The following is a 16,159-nucleotide window of genomic DNA, read 5'->3' as shown; positions in this document are numbered from 1 at the left end:
GGCCCGGAGCGGACGTTCAGATTGCGGAAACTAGCGGTTGCCGAGCTTCCAGGAGAATCCGGCCGAAACGTTCTTGTGCGTCGACGTCTCGTCGAACGTCGTCTCCTGAATCATCGACAGGTCGACGCGGAAGGCCGTCGTCTTCTTCTTGCCGAAGAAGAACCGGCTGCCCGCGCCCACCTGGTAGGCCGTCGAGTTGTCGGTGTTGCTGACGCCGGCGACCTTCACCTCGGTGTCCGCCATGCCGATGCCGGCCATGACGTAAGGAGTGATCTCCTTGGGGGTCTGGAAATTGTAGAGACCGTTCACCATGTACATCCGAAACGTTCCGTCGGCGTCGTTCCCGGCGATCTGGGCGTCCTCGGAGGACGAGGCGATCTGGCCCTCGATCTCGAAGCTCTGGTTGAGGAAATAGCCGCCGCGCAGGGCGAGGCTGGTCGCTGAGTCGAAGCCGGTGTCGGAATCGAGCTGGGTGCTGCCGTAGTTGAAGCCGATCTCGCCATTCTGGTCGCCGATCCCGGCCAGGGCCGGAGCGGAAACGACCAGAACCATGAGGAGCAACAGACCCGAAATCCGTTTCATGCGATGCTCTCCTTCGTCTCGAGCGTTGTGAGTAGGTTCCGATGGTTCGAATGGTCTCGTTCTGCGTCTCACCGCCCCGGAATCGTCTTCACCCCCTTTCCAGACCGCCGCGAGGAGCTTCCTCGCGCGATGAGACCCTGTCACGGGCATGCGGCTTCGTCTATCGAGACGAGAAAATAGGCCTGGAAAGCGCGCCGGACAAGGAGTTCACGAAAATGTAGGCTCTCGGAGAGAAAGCGGTCTGGAGCGCGGGGCGGAGGTCGTCGGCCTGACGCCTCGCACGCCTTCGCCGCTCAAAAGGAGGACGGTGCGTCCTGCCCGTGAACATCGGAAAGGCGGATAGCGCCGGAGGATTGACTGCCTTTCGGCGGGATCAGTCTCCGCCCGCGGAGGGGCTTGAGGCGTTCACGAGCGCGGGTTTTCGGACGGGGGGGCGGCGCATCTCCTGGGACAGGCGCGGCCGCTGATGCGGCAGGCTCAGATCGAGCTTGACGCTCCGGCCGATCCGGGCCGATTCGTAAAGCGCCTCGATGATCTGGACGTCGAGGAGGCCCTCTTCTCCGCCAGGGGCCGGCCGGCGATCGCGAAGGATGCAATCGGAGAAGTGGACGAGCTCCGGGGCGAATTGATCCCGCTTCGGAAACCTCCGTTCGCGCCTCCGGCCGTCGATCGTCAAGTGGTGCACGATTTCGCCGGCGAACTCGAACGCCGGCTCCACGCGCAGATCTCCGCGGGTTCCGATGACGCGGTAACTGGAGACGTCGGAGGCTCCAAAGCTGCAGGTGAAGGAGGCGAGCCGCTCTCCGGGGAACCGCAAGAGCGCGCAGGCCGTCTCCTCGACTTCCCGGAACCGCTTTTCCTTCTTGCGCGCGGTCCAGCAGGCGACCTCCAGCGGCTCGCCGCGAAGCAGGGCGCGCGCGGCGTTGATGCAGTAGATGCCGATATCGTAGAGAGTCCCTCCTCCGAGCGCATCCTTGAGCCGGATGTTCTCCTCATCGGCCACCTGCATCGTGAAATCGGCGGTGAAGGCGCGTGGATCCCCCAGCTTGCCGGACCGCACCAGCGCGGCGGCCGTGAGGTTGCCCCGCTCGAAGTGCAGGCGGTAGGCGATCATCAGCTTCACGCCCGCCTTCCGGGCCGCGTCGATCATCGCCCGGCACTCCGTGGCGCTCGTCGCCATCGGCTTTTCGCACAGGACGTGGATCCCGGCGCGCGCGGCGAGAATCGCGTATTCGGAATGAAGATGGTTCGGCAGGGCGATGAACACCGCGTCGATCTCGCCGCTGCGCAGGAGGGCGTCGAATTGGGGGTAGGCGCAGCGCCGAGCCACTCCGTATTGATCCCCCAGCTTCCGGAGCTTGACAGGGTCTTCGGAGACGAGCGCCGCGATCCGGCTGTTCCGGGCGTGCGCGAAGGCCGGAAGGACGACCGCCTGCGCGATGTAGCCGAGTCCGACGACCGCATAGCGCACCGGGCCGCGGCTCCGCGCGCTCCGGCGCGGCCCCGAGGGCCGCTGCGATCGCCTCTTCATCGAGACCCTCCTCGGGCTTCCGCCGCCTGGGAAGGCCCCCCCGAAGCCGGCGGGCTCATGAGCGCCTCTTTCGATCGTTCCTTGCGATGCTTCCCGTGGAGCTTGAGGTGCGACTCGAATCCCGGAAGGATGGCATGGAAGAACGCGTTCCGGATGAGGCCGCCGACGATCTCCATGGTGTTGGCCTTGACGTCCTCCACCGGGCCGGAGATGCTCGTCACCGTCGCCACTTCGTCGCGCGGCTTGTTCTTGAGCATCTTCGCGATGCCACCGGCGACTTTTTCGTAGAGCTTCTTGAAGACGCTCTTGTGGCGGTCCTGCCGGGGGTCGTAGATGTCGATGTTCTTGAACAGCGGCTTGACGTAGCCCTCGATGTGCCCCTCCTTGACCCGGGCTTCGGCGTAGAAGGAGAAGGTCCCCGCCGCGACGTCGAGGTGGGCGTAGGAACGCAGCAGCTGGTTCAGGGACGCGATCTGCGAATCGTCGATTCTCATCACGACGTCGAAATCCGAGCCTTTCGCCGCCGGCCGCAGCCCCGCCTGCGCCAAGAGCTGTCCGCTGCCCATGAATTTGCCCGCCAGCATCACGCTGGCGGCGCCAAACGTGTTCTGGTTGCTGAAATTCCGTGCTTCCAGGGAACCGTCGGTCACGAAGATCCGATAGGGAGGATTGGAAGCCTGATTCACGAAGCCCACTTCGCTGTCCAGGACGTCGAGCGTCCGGATCCGGAGGATCTGATCCGGACTGTTCTTGAGCTCCTTGGCCTTCTCGATGACCCGTTTCGGCAACGTCCCCCGCGGGCCGGCGGGCTGCCCGGTGTGCAGATAGTCGACCACCGCGTGCCGGACGACCATGCGGTCCAGCTCGAGACGGCTGATCGTGGAAGCGTATTCGAACCGGCCGAGGGCGTCGACGCCGCCGCGCCGGACGGAAAGGTTGTTCCTCTTCGCCATCGGCTGGAAATACGCGAGCTCCATGTTCTGAAGATCGAGCGCTCCGGTCACGCCCATGAAGGGCTTGGCGAGAAAGTCGGCGTGACCGTCGACGAAGATCTTTCCCCGGTCGAACACGATTCCGGCCAACCGGATATCGGAAGGATAGTGCCGGTCCTTCGAACGGATGTTGCGGATGTTCCCGGCGTGAAAGTAGACCCGGGTGACGCGCAGCGGCGGATAGTCCCCCACGTCCTGGTAGACGAGGGTCCCCTCGCGTATCTCGAAATCGTTGATCTTCAGGGGATAGATCGCCTGGAGGGCGTCCTGCCATCCCCGCTGGCGGATGGGGACCGGGTCCCGGGCTTCCTCCGAGAGCTGGTTGAGATTGATGTGAATCGTCGGGCGCTCGAAGCGGAAATCGGCCACCAGGCGTCCCGAGAGCAGCGACCTCCACTGGACGCTCGCCCGCAGGCGCGGGACGAACGCCACGGGCGGGTCGGGACGGGCGTTCTGATAGATGCTGCTGTTCTCCAGATCGATCGAGAAGCCGAGGATGTGGAAGTCGGCCCGGCGAACCCGGACGTGATATCCGTCCAGCGCTTCGTTGATCGCCCTCTCCATGTGGCGCCGGATCGGGGCGTCGAGGGCCACGTCGAGCACGACCGCGAGGACGGCCAGGGCGATCACGGCGACGATCAGAATCCGCAAGCCGGAGCGGAAAACCCGAAAAACGAGCCGGGGCGCCTTCATCGGACCGGCTCGCGCCGAACCCCGACCTTCGGCCTTCGACGGCTTTCGGGGGGAATCGGCTTCGCCCGGGAAGGCGAAGCGAAGACTCGGCCGCCGGGCGCGCCGGCCGGGAGCGGCTCCGCCCCGCGCCGCTTCCAGACCTTTGTGAACTCCGCCCCGAAGAAGACGATTTGGGCGGAGTAATAGGTCCACAAGAGCACGACGGCGAGCGTCCAGGCCGCCCCGTAGACTGACGCCGTGGCCGCCCTGCCGAGGTAGACGCCGAGCAGCGATTTCCCCAACGTGAACAGGAGCGTCGTCAGGATCGCTCCCGGCCAGACGTCGCGGTAACGGATTTCGCGATCCGGCAGGACCTTGAACATCGTCGCGAAGAGCAGCGTGATCGCCACGAAAGAGAGCAGCAGATTCAGGACTTCGACGAGGGCTGCCCCGCGGGACATGCTCTGAGACAGAAACTCGGAGAAGGCGTTGACCAGGGTGCTGAAGACCAGCGAGACGAGCATCAGGAAGCTGACCCCAAGGAGCATCGCGAAGGACAGCACGCGGGTGCGAATCCAGCCCAGGATCCCGCGCCGCGGGCTTTGGGCGCCCCAGATCGTGTTCAACGACGCCTGGAGCTCGGCGAAGGCCCCGGTGGCGCCGACCAAAGCCGTCAAGGCGCCTCCGACAGAGGTGGCGATCCCGACGCTTTTCTTGGAGACCTGCGCGAGCATCTCCTGGATGGCTTGCGCGCTCTCCCGCCCGAGGAGGCCGCGAAGCTCGGTCAGCACTCTCCCTTGAGCCGCTTCCTGGCCGAATAGGAGGGCGGCGACGGAGATACTGATCACGAGGATCGGGGCGAGCGAGAAGAAGGTGTAGAAAGCGAGGGCGGCGCCCAGCCGTGGAGCGTCGTCATCGATCCACTCGGAAAGCGTCGTTTTCAAAAGATCCCAGGGTGCCTTGAGCCGGCTCTTGCTCACGTCTCGTTCCTCATCGGGCTGGCGCTGCGCGACGGCGACTCTTTGGCATCAAGCAAGGGGTGTGCCGCGCCGTCTTCATGGCGACATGACGACAAGAAAAGGCAGACGGGTCGCGCGCCGCGGCTCGGAGCCATTCGTGACAGGCAATTTCTAGAATTTACACGCCGGCGAGCCACGCCGGACAACGCCGGCGCGCCGCTCTTGGAGCTTGCCGGACTGAAGGGAAGAGCGTGCCCGGGCGGCGCATCTGGGGAATTCACCCCATTGTCCGAAAAAGAAATCGGACTCTACACTGCAACCCCGGAGTTCGCGGGACTTTGCCGCGCCGCGACCGGGCGACCCAACGACCGACGCAAGCAGGAGACTCAGCGAATGTTCCCCATCGGCGACGACGACAGCTCCCGCAGAACGGTGCCTTTCGTCACCTACGCGCTCGTGGCGCTCAACCTCCTTTTCTTCTTCATCGAGCTGAACGGCGGGGAGGCCTTCATCGCGCGGTGGGCCTTCATTCCGAGACGCTTCTTGGCGAATCCGGGAGCCGATTTCACGACGCTGTTCACCTCGATGTTCATGCACGCGGGATGGCTCCATCTGGGGGGCAACATGCTCTACCTGTGGATATTCGGGGACAACGTCGAGGATCGGTTCGGACATCTGAAGTTCCTGGTGTTCTACCTGCTCTGCGGGCTCGCCGCGACGTTCGCGCAGATGGCCTTCAACCAGAGCTCGACGATACCGAACGTGGGGGCTTCGGGCGCGATCGCCGGAGTGCTGGGAGCCTACATCCTCCTGTTTCCGCACGGGAGAATCCGCGTCCTCCAGTACCAGCAGGTGATTCAGGCTCCGGCGATTGTCGTCATCGGTTTGTGGATCGTCCTGCAGCTTTTTAGCGGCATCGGCTCGCTGTCCGACACCGGAAACCAGGGTGGGGTGGCTTACATGGCCCACATCGGCGGCTTCATGGCGGGCTTCGTCCTGACTTTCCTGCTGCGAGGCAGGTCGTCGCCGCAGATGACGGGTTGAATCCGTCCAGTCACGCCATCCCACCCGGGTTTCGGCGTAAGAGCCCGGGCTATTCCCCCGACTCGAACCCGGTCACCGCGAACCACTTGTCTTCGCTGCCCGCCATGATGAAGATGATAGGGGCGACGCAGGGATTCGGCAGGGTGATGAACGCGTCGATCGTGGAGTTCCCCTCGGGAGTGGCCGGGAAACCCTCCGTCATGACGTTGGCCATTCCGACCTCCGTGTCGCTGACTTCGGTGACGCAGCTGACGAGGCCCCGGAAAGTCGTCTCGTCGTTCTTGCCGCGGTTCTCGGGGGGCACTTCGGGATCGTCCGTGAAAACGAGTCCCCGGACCTGGATCCGCAGGCGGCCATTCGTGTCGAGACTTCCCTTGGCGGAACGCTCGATGGTCCAGGGCAGCTCATCCCCCGCGACGCCCCGGATCGAATGGGCGTCGCCCAGGAACGGCCCGTCCACGGCGTACATGTGGTCGAAGGAGAGGATCCGCGGCGGCGGGCTCGACTTGGCGGAAAGCGCGGGAAGAGACAGCAACGGCAGCAAAGCGACGGCGATGATGAGCAGCTTCTTCATTCAAGTCTCCTGCGAGAGTTGGTCGGTGGCGCAAGAAAAACGAAACCGTCCGACAGCGGTGCAAGGCTTGTGCCGTAGGCTGGCCGGGACTTCGCACGTCCAGGGACGATGATCGTCGGATCGAAACCACCTGACTTGACCGGGGAGCATAAGAAGACGGTGCGCAAAGATACTGAACCCCAACGGAAGCCATGGTTCACCCGTTTTGCGAAAGGCACGGCCCGGGCGGCCGGGAAGCCCGCCGCCTTCGGCGCGGCGGTCGCGCTCGTCGTTGGATGGGCTCTCCTCGGCCCCCTATTCCACTTCAGCGATACTTGGCAGTTGGTCATCAACACGGGAACGACGATCGTGACCTTCCTGATGGTCTTTCTGATCCAGAACACGCAGAATCGAGACTCTGAAGCGATCCAGGTGAAACTCGATGAGTTGATTCGCGCTTTGGAGGGGGCCCACAACGCCGTGCTGGATTTGGAGGAGCTGGAGGACGCCGATTTGGAGCGTATAAGGGCCAATTACGGCAAGCTCGCGAAACGGGCCCGCGAGGAGCTGAGGCGAGGAAAGGCCGACACCGGCGCACCCGAGGTCCCGCCGCGCTGAGCGGGACGGCATGCGGGGTGGACGCAGCGCCGCCGTTGCCGTCCCGGGTTGACAAAGCCACGGCGGCGGCCCACATCCTGGGGAGGCGATTGACCTCCACGCGGGATGAAGGCGTATGAAGGAAGCCGAAAGGCTCGACCCCGAAATCGCCGGCCTTCCCGTCCCGGCCGGCGGCTCCTCGAGGACCTGGCCCGCCGGACGGCAATGGCCTTTGTCTCTGATGCGAGCCACTTACGTCCGGCAGTCCTTCCCGCCGCATTTCCACGAGACTTTCGTGATTGCCCTCAACGAGCGAGGCGCCCACGAGCTTCTCTGCGGCGGCGAGCGCTACCTGCTGTCGAGGGCGGACGTCGGAATCATTCCTCCGGGCGTCCGGAAGGCGGCCCTCCTCGCGCTCTATCCGGAAACCGCTCTGATGATGAGCCTCGCCCGGGACCTGGGCTTCCCCGGCGCGGTGATCCATGACCCGTGGCTGGCAAGCAAGCTCGTCCACGTCCATCCACGCTCGGGCGCCACGGCGGATGGGGCGGAGCAGGACGAGCTGATTCGAGACGCCCTCGGCTCGCTGATCTCGCGCCACGCCGAGGCCTCCCCCCTTGACCCTTCGTCGAACCAGGAATCGGAAGCGGTCGGGCGGGCGCGTTCCTATCTGGAGGCCCATCACGCGGAAGCGATCCATCTCGAGGATCTTGCGCGCATCGCCCGGATGAGTCCTTTTCACCTGCTCCGGCAATTCCATCGCCATCTGGGTCTGCCGCCCCATGCCTACCTGGTGCAGGTGCGGGTGGGACAGGCCCGGGAGCTTCTGGCGCAAGAACTGCCCCCGGGCCGGGTCGCTCAGGAGGCCGGATTCACCGATCAGAGCCATATGAACCGGTGTTTCAAGAGGATCGTCGGGGTGACGCCCGGATGTTACGCCGGCGGGATGAGCCGAACGAAAAAAGCAAGAACGTCCAAGACCCTCCATGGTCCGAAGAACAGAATCCGCGAACATTGAAGCGCGCGGAAGAGCCGGATTGCGAACCCCCTGTCTCGGAGAATTCGACACGGAGAAGCTGAAGCTCGCGATGATGGTCCTTCTGTTCACGAGCAAGCAGTGCCGCGACGTGAGCCCGATGTAGGGCGACCGGAGAGGCTGAAACCAGCCGAGCGAGGGATCGTGGACGCCGAAGCCCATCGCGGTCCGAGCCGCATCGCATGCCTGATCGTCGCCAGCCTCCTCGCCGGCTCGCTTCGGGCCGCCGACCGCAAGCTGGAGGATGACTTCCAGGCGATGGCCGCCACCGAGCGCGCTTTCGCGCGGGCGTGCGCCATCAAGGGGATCCGCCCCTCCTTCTACGAATACTTCGCGCCCGACGGAATCGCTTTCAGGCCGGGGCCCGTGAACCTTCGTGAGTTCCAGCAGGGCCATCCCGCCCCGGCCGCGGTTTCGTCCCTGCTCCTGGAATGGGAGCCGTCTTACGGGGACATCTCGCGATCCGGAGATCTGGGCTGGCTGACGGGGCCTACGCTCCTGACCGACAAATCGGGGAAGGGTGACGCTCTGCACTACGGCTACTACTCGTCCGTTTGGAAAAAGCAGCCGGACGGCAGCTGGCGGGTAGCCTTGGATCACGGAATCTCAATCCCGTCCCGCTCCGGACCGATCTCCCGGGGACGCACACGGCTGGCGCCGCGCGAAGGACCGCCCGCGACTTCCGGGCCGCTTCCCGACTTGCGGGCGGCGGAGGAGAAGATGGGCCGCGAGGCGGCTGAAGACCTGGCGCGGGCCTACGGTGAATGGCTCGCCCCCTCGGGGCGTCTGCATCGCGACGGCCATGATCCGCTGACCGCTCGATCCGGGATTGTCGAATTCCTCGCATCCCAAGCCCGCAGCGGGTCGTGGGAGACGCTGCATGCGGAAACGGCCAAATCCGGCGATCTCGGTTACACCTACGGCAAGTACGAGCTCCATTCGCCGGCATCCCCCCCTGAAAGGGGCTTTTACATGCGCGTCTGGAAACGCGACCATACCGGCAAATGGAGTCTAGTTTTGGACGTCACCAATCCTCTTCCTCCCGAGCCTTCGTAATCAAGCGCACCAAAGAAAAAAACTGAGGAGCATCAGAGCTCCAATAGAACAAATTGGTCTCGAAATGTGACTTTGACATTCCTCCGGCGCTATATCTGCGATAAGCTTCCGGCTACACAGAAATCTCGTCTCGGGCCTCTTTACCTCCAGAATCTCGCGCCGCAGCTCACTTTTATCCTTGACGAGTCGTAGGTTAGGCCGTACTTAAACAGCATCGAATTAACACGAATGCCTATCCCTCGGAGGCAAGGCATGCGTTACGCTAAGTTGTGCTTACCTTCACTGTTGTTATTGCTGTTGTTCGTCGGTTCCGCGTCGCTCGCCAAAGACAAGGACAAAGCGGCTCCGCCGCTGCCCCCCGTGCGGGTCACGGTCGGGGAGTTCGCTCTCAAGGCGATCACCATCGTCTCGGACGATCCCCAGAGTCTCGGGCCGATGACCGCCGACGAAGCGATATCCCGATTGCGGCGCGCCGGCGTGAATTTCCAGGGCTCCGCATCGGATCCCGTCACCGAGACCGAGAAATCGTCATTCTTCTTCGCGGTGGCGAACGGTCTGCTGGAGAGGTTGGCGCCGGCCCCTGCAGGATTCGAGGCTTGCAGGTCTCTGGCGTCGGTTACCGAGTGCCGCGCCTGCTGCCTGGCGCTCGAGGGTGCCAATCAGCACACCTGCGGGCGAGCCTGCGGAAGGGCGCACGCCGACTTGCAGCACGCGAGCGCCTCGGAGCCGACCCCGTAACCGATTAATCTTGCGGGAAACAAGCAAAGGCCGCCAGGGTTGCACCTTGGCGGCCTTCGGTTTTTCTGGGGAATCGTTTCCATCGAACGGCGTGCCAGGCGGAAGCAGGACCGCTCAGAACCACCACTTGACTCCTGCGGTCCCGAGGACGAAAGTGTCCGGTTCCGCCCCGGCCAGGCTGTGGAGCGTCCCTTCGAGCTTGAGAGCCCAACGGGCCCCGAAGAACAAATCGACCCCGCCGCCGACGTTGACTCCGAGCTCCGTGTCATCCGCGTCCGGAGGCAGGGAGGCGGGGGCATCTTTAAAATAGAGGCCCAGGCCTCCCGTGACGTACGGGTGGGTCCAGCCCCGCTCCCAGTTGTAGATGAAATTCGCGTTGAGAAACTTGAAGTCGACGTCGGCACCGGGGGGAGAGTCGGCATCGAAGGAGGTCACGCCGAGCAGCCCTCGCCACGAAGTACGGGCGGTGGAGTAGTATTCGAAGCTCCCGGTCAGGACCGGCTCGAAGCCGTCGAAATTGCCGTTAAACGCGTGGACGAATCCGAGGTTGGCGCTCACGGCCAGGTCGCCCGGTTTGGGAGCCTGGCCGGACAAGTGGGCCGCCAAAGCCGGCGCCGGACTCACGAGAACGAGTGCCAGGATTGCCTGGGCCGTCCGGTGGGTGAGCCGAGCCGTCTTTCTCGCCGCCGGGTGGGACCGAATCATTTTGCCTCCTGAGTCGGTGCGTTCGTTGCAAGAAGCGGGGTGCCACGATAGCCGCGGAGAGTCCCCGGCTCCATGGGGTTTTCACCCCACCCGACGGTCGCGCCGGGCAGCCAACCGAAGAGGGTGCGAAGATACCGATGAGGACCAGATGGGTTCCGGCGATCTTGCTGGGCTTCGCTGCGCTCGCTCCGGCCGAAGCGCTGGCGCAGGCTGAAGGAAACGTCAACGTTCAGATCGGCCTTCGCACGCTGGATCGCGAACCGTGGGGGGAGGTCGATGACCAGTGGGCCTGGGGGGTGCAGGCCGATTTCGGCTCGGGAAGATGGCCGGTCCATGTTCAGGTGGGGCTGCACGCGTCGGAACGTGAAAAGCGGAGGACCTCTTGCTTCGTCTGGTTCTGCGACGTGGGCGGGGTGGAGCTGAAGGGAACGCTTCAGGAAGCGAGCCTGGGAGTGGTGAAAATATGGAGTCCCGGAGAGCGGGTGCGCCCCTTCCTGGGGGCGGGCGGCGAGGTCGTCAATGCGGAGCTCAAGGACCGGAGAACGGGAGTCGATCACGAAGAGACCTCCGCGGCCGCTTACGCCGCGGGAGGCGTGTTCTGGCAGACCCCCAAGAGCGCGCGGGTGCGGCTGAACTCCGGCGTCGAGGCGAAGATTGTCTTGGGCGCCCACCTCAAGATCGACGGCGCCGAGGAGAGCGCCGATTACTACCAGCTCGCCTACCTGATCGGAGTGGGCTGGTGACGGCGCCGGCGCCCCACGCTTATTCAGAAAGCATGGACACGCCTGGCCGACATTCGATGCATTGCTCCGATTCGCGCGCTGAGGAGCCTTGAGATGGAAGGGAAGCAACCAAGTCGCCTTCTCTCCGTCCCGTTCCTGGTCATCGCGTCGGTCATCGTTCAGGTCGCCTTCCTCGCCATGCTGCCCGACGCCGTATCCCGGAATCAATCGGTGGACTGGTTCACGCACCACAAGCCCGTGACCGAGAATCTCTTGAGGGGGAAGGGGCTCGTCGATAACGCCGGCAACCTTTGCACGCGCTATCCTCCCGGATACTTCTTCTTTCTCGCTCCGCTCTTCTGGCTGGCTCGTCGGCTCTCGGGCGAACCGCTCGTGCTCGTGGCCGTGGCGAACGTGATCCTCGCGAGCGCCACCGGCGTGTTGCTCTTCCGGCTGGGAGAAAAGCTCTTCGATCGCCGCGTGGGAGGCTTCGCCTGCCTCCTGTGGACGACTTATCCCCTCAACCTGTGGCTACTGAAGCAACCCGACGATGAAGTCCCGTTTCTCTTCGTGATGGTTCTCGGACTGCTCGTGATCGCCAGCACCCTGCTGGGAACCGGAACGAGCGGCTTCTTTCTTGGCGGCGCTCTTCTGGGGTTGGCGGCGCTCGTCCGTCCCGCGGCCTGGATGCTCGGCCCGTTCCTCGCGCTCGGGTTGCTCATTCTCAAGATTCCCAACCGCCTGAAGGCGGCCGCGCTCCTGACGGCGGGCTTTTTCCTCCCCATCCTCCCTTGGGAAATCGTGATGTACCGCTCGCTCGGCCAGATCCTGCCCTTGAGCTCGGGCGGACCCCCGACCATGATGGACGGTCTGACGTTCGCCGTGAAGCCGCGCCTCGGGGACGCCCAAGTCCGGGTTCCGGCGGACCTGCGGGATTGGATGGAGCGGACGCAGGCGAAGCGGCCGGAGCTCGATTCGCCCGGAAAAATCCTTCGCTATCTGACCGGCGAAGGGGCCGAGGCGAAACCGTTGCTCGAGCTCCTGTTTTTCAAGATCGTCCGGAGCTGGTACGGCACCGAAATGCTCTGGCACGAAACGGAAATCCTCCTGGTCAACTCGGTCTATCTGGTGCTCGCACTCCCCGGCGTGTTCCTCGCCGGACGCTGGGACCTCGCGCGGAAGACGCCGAGAATTCTCCTGCTCACGCTGGTCGTCTACTTTTGGGGGATGACGACGATGGTCTTCTCCCTGGCGCGCTACATGGTGCCGGCGATCATGATCCTCCAGCTTTTCGCCGCCGTCACGCTCGATCAGCTTGTCGCCCGATGGCGGCGCGAGCCGGATGTGGCGCGCGCGTGAAGAGCCGGCGAGGCGGCGGTCTCCTGCCCCTAGCGGTGTTCGGGCTCCGATCCAAAACTCACCGTTCGGCGAGGTCTTCCTCCCGCCTTCCCCGCAGTGCGAAACTGATACAATGCGCCTCGGAGCGCGGAGCGCTTCCAGCCCGCGATCCAGCACAACTCTTCTCGTCGAGGGAACGTATGGGCGACAGGACGATGGGGCGCCGGAAGTTTCTCGAATGCGCGGCGGTCGGCGGCGCGATCGCCGCGGCGATCCCGGCTCTGAAGACCGCGGCGCGGCCGCAGACCGAATCGGCGGGAGATCTCGAGGAAGCCACGATCGCGGAGCTTCAAGAGGGCATGAGCTCGGGCAGGTACACGGCGCGCGCGCTCACGGAGAGCTATCTACGGAGGATCGACCGGCTCGACCGACGGGGACCGGAGCTGAGGTCGGTCCTGGAAGTGAATCCCGACGCCATCCCCACGGCCGAGAAGCTGGATGCGGAGCGGAAAGCCAAGGGCCCCCGGGGGCCTCTCCACGGGATCCCGCTGCTTCTCAAGGACAACGTCTGCACGCGGGATCGGATGCAATCCACCGCCGGCTCTCTCGCGCTCGTCGGCGTGAAGCCGCCCCGGGATGCCGCCATCGTCGAGCGGCTGCGGTCGGCCGGGGCGGTCATCCTCGGCAAGACGAATCTCAGCGAATGGGCGAATTTCCGATCGATCCACTCGTCGAGCGGCTGGAGCGCCCGCGGCGGTCAATGCCGGAACCCCTACGCGCTCGATCGGACCCCTTCGGGATCGAGCTCCGGTTCGGGTGTCGCCGTGGCGGCCGGCCTGTGCGCCGCGGCCGTGGGCACGGAGACGGACGGTTCGATCGTGTCGCCTTCGAACTGCTGCTCCCTGGTGGGCATCAAGCCGACCCTCGGGCTCGTGAGCCGCACCGGCATCATCCCCATCGCCCACAGCCAGGACACCGCCGGCCCGATGGCCCGAACGGTCGCCGACGCGGCGGCGCTGCTCGGAGCGCTCGCCGGGGTCGATGCGCGCGACGGGGCGACTGCCGCGAACCCGCAGCCCGCCGGGATCGATTACGCCGCCCGCCTCGACCCGAGGGGACTTCAAGGAGCGCGCCTCGGCGTCTGCCGCGCCCATTACATGGGATACAGCCCGGCGACCGACGCGTTGATGGAGCGGGCCCTCGAAGCGCTGAAACGTCTCGGGGCGACCCTGATCGATCCGGCGGACATCGCCACCGCCGGGAGCTTCGACGAGTCCGAATACATGGTGCTGCTCTACGAGTTCAAGGCGGACCTGAACAAGCACCTCGCCCGGTGGGCCCCCGGGGGATCGGTGAGGACTCTCAAAGACTTGATCGCCTTCAACGAGCGGCGCAAGGACGAGGAGCTGCGTTACTTCGGCCAGGAGATCCTCGTCGAAGCCCAGGCGAAAGGCTCGCTGACCCAACAGGAGTATTTGCGGGCGCTCGACAAGGACAAGCTTCTTTCGCGTCTCCAAGGGATCGATGCGGTGATGGGGGAGCACCGGCTGGACGCGCTCGTCGCGCCGACGGGCAGTCCCCCTTCGCTGATTGATCTGGTCAACGGCGATCCGTCAGGCGGCGGGAGCTTCTCCTCGCCGGCGGCCGTGGCGGGCTATCCGCACGTCACCGTTCCGATGGGCTACGTCGCGGGGCTGCCCGTCGGCCTGTCCTTCGTCGGACGACCCTGGAGCGAGGAAACCTTGATCCGGTTCGCCTACGCCTACGAACAGGCGACGAAAGCCCGCCGGCCCCCGCAGTTCCTGCCCTCGGCCGATTTGAGAGGCGGGCGGGGCTGAGGGCGGCGGGCGCCTGAGGGCGACGCCTGCGGGGCTTCGAAGCGTTGAAGGCTTGGCCGCCGTCCTTGCGGCTTCAAGAGGAGCTGTTGAGCTCGATACCGAGACGGCACCGCGGGGAGCTGAAGGCGATCGCGCGGCGCGCCATGGTGGAACGCGGGCTGCTGCCCGATTTCTCGCCCGCGGCCGAAGCGGAGGCCCGCCGCCTGGAAGGCGCGCCGCTGGAGGACGCTCCCGCGCTCCGCGACCTCCGGGACTCGGCCTGGGTTTCCATCGACAACGACGACTCCCGCGATCTGGATCAGCTTTCCGTGGCGGAGCCGGCGGGCGCGGGCTTGACGCGTCTGCGCGTCGCGATCGCCGACGTCGATTCCCTGGTGCCGCGGGGCTCGGCGGTCGACGCGCATGCCCGCCACAACACCACCTCCGTCTACACCGCCGCCCGGATCTTCCCGATGCTTCCCGCCGAGCTTTCGAACGATCGGACTTCGCTCGGCGAGGACGAGGAGAGGCTGGCGATTGTCGTCGAGATGCGGATCCGGGACGACGGCTCGATGGAGGGCTCGGAGGTCTATCACGCCAAGGTCGTGAATCGAGCCAAGCTCGCCTACAACGCCGTGTCGGCCTGGCTCGAAGACGGCGCCCCTCCCCCGGGCCGGATCGCGTCGAGCGCCGAGCTGGCCGGGCAGATCCGCCTCCAAGACCGCGTGGCGCAGGCGCTCCGGACCGTGCGCCACCGGCAGGGCGCGCTGAGTCTGGAGACGATCGAGCCCCATGCGGTTTTCGACGGCGAAGCGCTCGCCGATCTTCGCGTCGAAGCGAAGAACCGGGCCCGGGAACTGATCGAGGATCTCATGATCGCCGCCAACGGCGTCACGGCGCGATTCCTGGAGGCCCGGGGACTTCCCTCGCTGCGGCGCGTGCTCCGATCCCCCGAGCGGTGGGACCGGATCGAGCAGATCGCCGCGAGCCTGGGGGAGCGGCTCCCTCCCGACCCCGACGCCGCGGCGCTGGAGGGCTTCCTGAAAAAGCGCCGCGCCGCCGACTCCGAGCGGTTTCCCGACCTGTCGCTGGCGATCGTCAAGCTCATGGGGCGCGGAGAATACGATGTCGAGCTCCCGGGAGGGGCGGTCCCCGGGCACTTCGGCCTGGCGATCCAGGACTATACGCACTCCACCGCTCCGAACCGGCGGTATCCCGATCTCGTGACCCAGCGGCTGGTGAAGGCCTCTCTCGACGGGCGGCGGGAGCCCTACCCGATCGAGGAGCTGCGGGAGCTGGCCCGACACTGCACGGAACAGGAGGACAACGCCAACAAGGTGGAGCGCCGCGTCCGCAAATCGGCGGCCGCGCTCCTGCTCGAGTCGCGCATCGGGGAGCGTTTCGAAGGAATCGTCAGCGGCGCCTCGGAGAAAGGGACCTGGGTGCGGATCTTCAATCCGCCCGTCGAGGGAAAGCTCGTGAGAGGGTTCGCCGGGCTCGACGTCGGGGAGCGGGTCACGGTCGAGCTGGCTGAAACGAACGTGGAGCAAGGGTTCATCGACTTCATCCGCCCGAAAGCCTAGCGTCCCCCCTCCGAAACCCCGTCCTATTCGGCAGGTTCAGCCGTCGCGTCCCATTCCGCCCTAGTGTTGCGTTTCGGAAATCATGTTAACAGCGAGGTCGCCGAGGCGCCCGGATCGCAAGGCGCGCCAGAGCGTCGCGTACCCAAGGCGGTACGCAAGCGAGGCGCAACGCGGCGAGCCGGGATGGATCGGGGGCCGAATGTAACATGATTTTTGAGACGCGACACTAGATCG

Annotated in this window: 15 protein-coding genes; 9 read left to right on the top strand and 6 right to left on the bottom strand. The window is 65.3% G+C overall.

Translation table 11 applies throughout. The features are described from left to right. Positions 1–30: 30 nt before the first annotated feature. The 4 genes from VGR67_16280 to VGR67_16265 form a co-directional block, all read right to left on the bottom strand. Complete coding sequence (locus tag VGR67_16280; GenBank protein ID HEV8337969.1) at positions 31–582, bottom strand: porin family protein; 552 nt, start codon at positions 580–582, stop codon at positions 31–33. Between the two features lie 373 nt (positions 583–955). After that, positions 956–2,113: a Gfo/Idh/MocA family oxidoreductase gene (locus VGR67_16275; protein ID HEV8337968.1), complete on the bottom strand. Its 1,158-nt coding sequence runs from the start codon at positions 2,111–2,113 to the stop codon at positions 956–958. Further along, positions 2,110–3,798, bottom strand: coding sequence for a DUF748 domain-containing protein (locus VGR67_16270; GenBank protein HEV8337967.1), 1,689 nt, complete (start codon positions 3,796–3,798; stop codon positions 2,110–2,112). Before VGR67_16270 ends, VGR67_16275 begins: the two co-directional genes overlap by 4 nt. Further along, positions 3,795–4,757, bottom strand: coding sequence for a YihY/virulence factor BrkB family protein (locus VGR67_16265; protein HEV8337966.1), 963 nt, complete (start codon positions 4,755–4,757; stop codon positions 3,795–3,797). The genes VGR67_16270 and VGR67_16265 overlap by 4 nt, the downstream gene beginning before the upstream one ends. A 372-nt stretch (positions 4,758–5,129) precedes the next feature. Between VGR67_16265 and VGR67_16260 the strand changes: the two genes are divergently transcribed. Then, positions 5,130–5,780: a rhomboid family intramembrane serine protease gene (locus VGR67_16260; protein ID HEV8337965.1), complete on the top strand. Its 651-nt coding sequence runs from the start codon at positions 5,130–5,132 to the stop codon at positions 5,778–5,780. A 49-nt stretch (positions 5,781–5,829) separates the two neighbouring features. On the opposite strand, the gene VGR67_16255 is transcribed toward VGR67_16260, so the two are convergent. Beyond that, positions 5,830–6,354, bottom strand: a complete 525-nt coding sequence (locus tag VGR67_16255) for a hypothetical protein (protein HEV8337964.1) — start codon at positions 6,352–6,354, stop codon at positions 5,830–5,832. A 159-nt stretch (positions 6,355–6,513) separates the two neighbouring features. Here VGR67_16255 and VGR67_16250 point away from each other — a divergent pair, with 159 nt between their 5' ends. From VGR67_16250 to VGR67_16235, 4 genes are all read left to right on the top strand, one after another. Next, complete coding sequence (locus VGR67_16250; protein HEV8337963.1) at positions 6,514–6,951, top strand: low affinity iron permease family protein; 438 nt, start codon at positions 6,514–6,516, stop codon at positions 6,949–6,951. A 115-nt stretch (positions 6,952–7,066) separates the two neighbouring features. After that, on the top strand, positions 7,067–7,948 hold the full coding sequence (locus VGR67_16245) for an AraC family transcriptional regulator (GenBank protein HEV8337962.1): 882 nt from the start codon (positions 7,067–7,069) through the stop codon (positions 7,946–7,948). Between the two features lie 162 nt (positions 7,949–8,110). Next, a complete protein-coding gene (locus VGR67_16240) occupies positions 8,111–9,022 on the top strand; it encodes a DUF4440 domain-containing protein (GenBank protein HEV8337961.1) in 912 nt (303 codons plus the stop codon). Positions 9,023–9,319: 297 nt separating this feature from the next. After that, positions 9,320–9,760: a hypothetical protein gene (locus tag VGR67_16235; GenBank protein ID HEV8337960.1), complete on the top strand. Its 441-nt coding sequence runs from the start codon at positions 9,320–9,322 to the stop codon at positions 9,758–9,760. Between the two features lie 114 nt (positions 9,761–9,874). On the opposite strand, the gene VGR67_16230 is transcribed toward VGR67_16235, so the two are convergent. After that, on the bottom strand, positions 9,875–10,465 hold the full coding sequence (locus tag VGR67_16230) for an outer membrane beta-barrel protein (GenBank protein HEV8337959.1): 591 nt from the start codon (positions 10,463–10,465) through the stop codon (positions 9,875–9,877). Between the two features lie 137 nt (positions 10,466–10,602). On the opposite strand from VGR67_16230, the gene VGR67_16225 reads away from it, so the two are divergent. The 4 genes from VGR67_16225 to VGR67_16210 all read left to right on the top strand — a co-directional run bounded on the left by VGR67_16225 (position 10,603) and on the right by VGR67_16210 (position 15,925). Further along, entirely contained in the window at positions 10,603–11,208 is a 606-nt protein-coding gene (locus VGR67_16225; protein ID HEV8337958.1) for a hypothetical protein, read from the top strand. 93 nt (positions 11,209–11,301) lie between these two features. Further along, on the top strand, positions 11,302–12,546 hold the full coding sequence (locus VGR67_16220; GenBank protein HEV8337957.1) for a glycosyltransferase family 39 protein: 1,245 nt from the start codon (positions 11,302–11,304) through the stop codon (positions 12,544–12,546). Positions 12,547–12,725: 179 nt separating this feature from the next. After that, complete coding sequence (locus VGR67_16215; protein ID HEV8337956.1) at positions 12,726–14,363, top strand: amidase; 1,638 nt, start codon at positions 12,726–12,728, stop codon at positions 14,361–14,363. Between the two features lie 86 nt (positions 14,364–14,449). Further along, on the top strand, positions 14,450–15,925 hold the full coding sequence (locus VGR67_16210) for an RNB domain-containing ribonuclease (protein HEV8337955.1): 1,476 nt from the start codon (positions 14,450–14,452) through the stop codon (positions 15,923–15,925). Positions 15,926–16,159: the final 234 nt, after the last annotated feature.

Source organism: Candidatus Polarisedimenticolia bacterium, assembly GCA_036004685.1.
Lineage (GTDB): Bacteria > Acidobacteriota > Polarisedimenticolia > Gp22-AA2 > AA152 > DASYRE01.
This window is presented reverse-complemented; position numbering and strand designations above follow the sequence as displayed.

What these genes read in the sequence shown, in the direction of transcription:
- VGR67_16275 (HEV8337968.1), bottom strand. Translation starts at nt 2,113, where the DNA reads ATGAAGAGGCGATCGCAGCGGCCCTCGGGGCCGCGCCGGAGCGCGCGG.
- VGR67_16215 (HEV8337956.1), top strand. Translation starts at nt 12,726, where the DNA reads ATGGGCGACAGGACGATGGGGCGCCGGAAGTTTCTCGAATGCGCGGCG.
- VGR67_16245 (HEV8337962.1), top strand. Translation starts at nt 7,067, where the DNA reads ATGAAGGAAGCCGAAAGGCTCGACCCCGAAATCGCCGGCCTTCCCGTC.
- VGR67_16255 (HEV8337964.1), bottom strand. Translation starts at nt 6,354, where the DNA reads ATGAAGAAGCTGCTCATCATCGCCGTCGCTTTGCTGCCGTTGCTGTCT.
- VGR67_16260 (HEV8337965.1), top strand. Translation starts at nt 5,130, where the DNA reads ATGTTCCCCATCGGCGACGACGACAGCTCCCGCAGAACGGTGCCTTTC.
- VGR67_16280 (HEV8337969.1), bottom strand. Translation starts at nt 582, where the DNA reads ATGAAACGGATTTCGGGTCTGTTGCTCCTCATGGTTCTGGTCGTTTCC.
- VGR67_16225 (HEV8337958.1), top strand. Translation starts at nt 10,603, where the DNA reads ATGAGGACCAGATGGGTTCCGGCGATCTTGCTGGGCTTCGCTGCGCTC.
- VGR67_16270 (HEV8337967.1), bottom strand. Translation starts at nt 3,798, where the DNA reads ATGAAGGCGCCCCGGCTCGTTTTTCGGGTTTTCCGCTCCGGCTTGCGG.
- VGR67_16220 (HEV8337957.1), top strand. Translation starts at nt 11,302, where the DNA reads ATGGAAGGGAAGCAACCAAGTCGCCTTCTCTCCGTCCCGTTCCTGGTC.
- VGR67_16230 (HEV8337959.1), bottom strand. Translation starts at nt 10,465, where the DNA reads ATGATTCGGTCCCACCCGGCGGCGAGAAAGACGGCTCGGCTCACCCAC.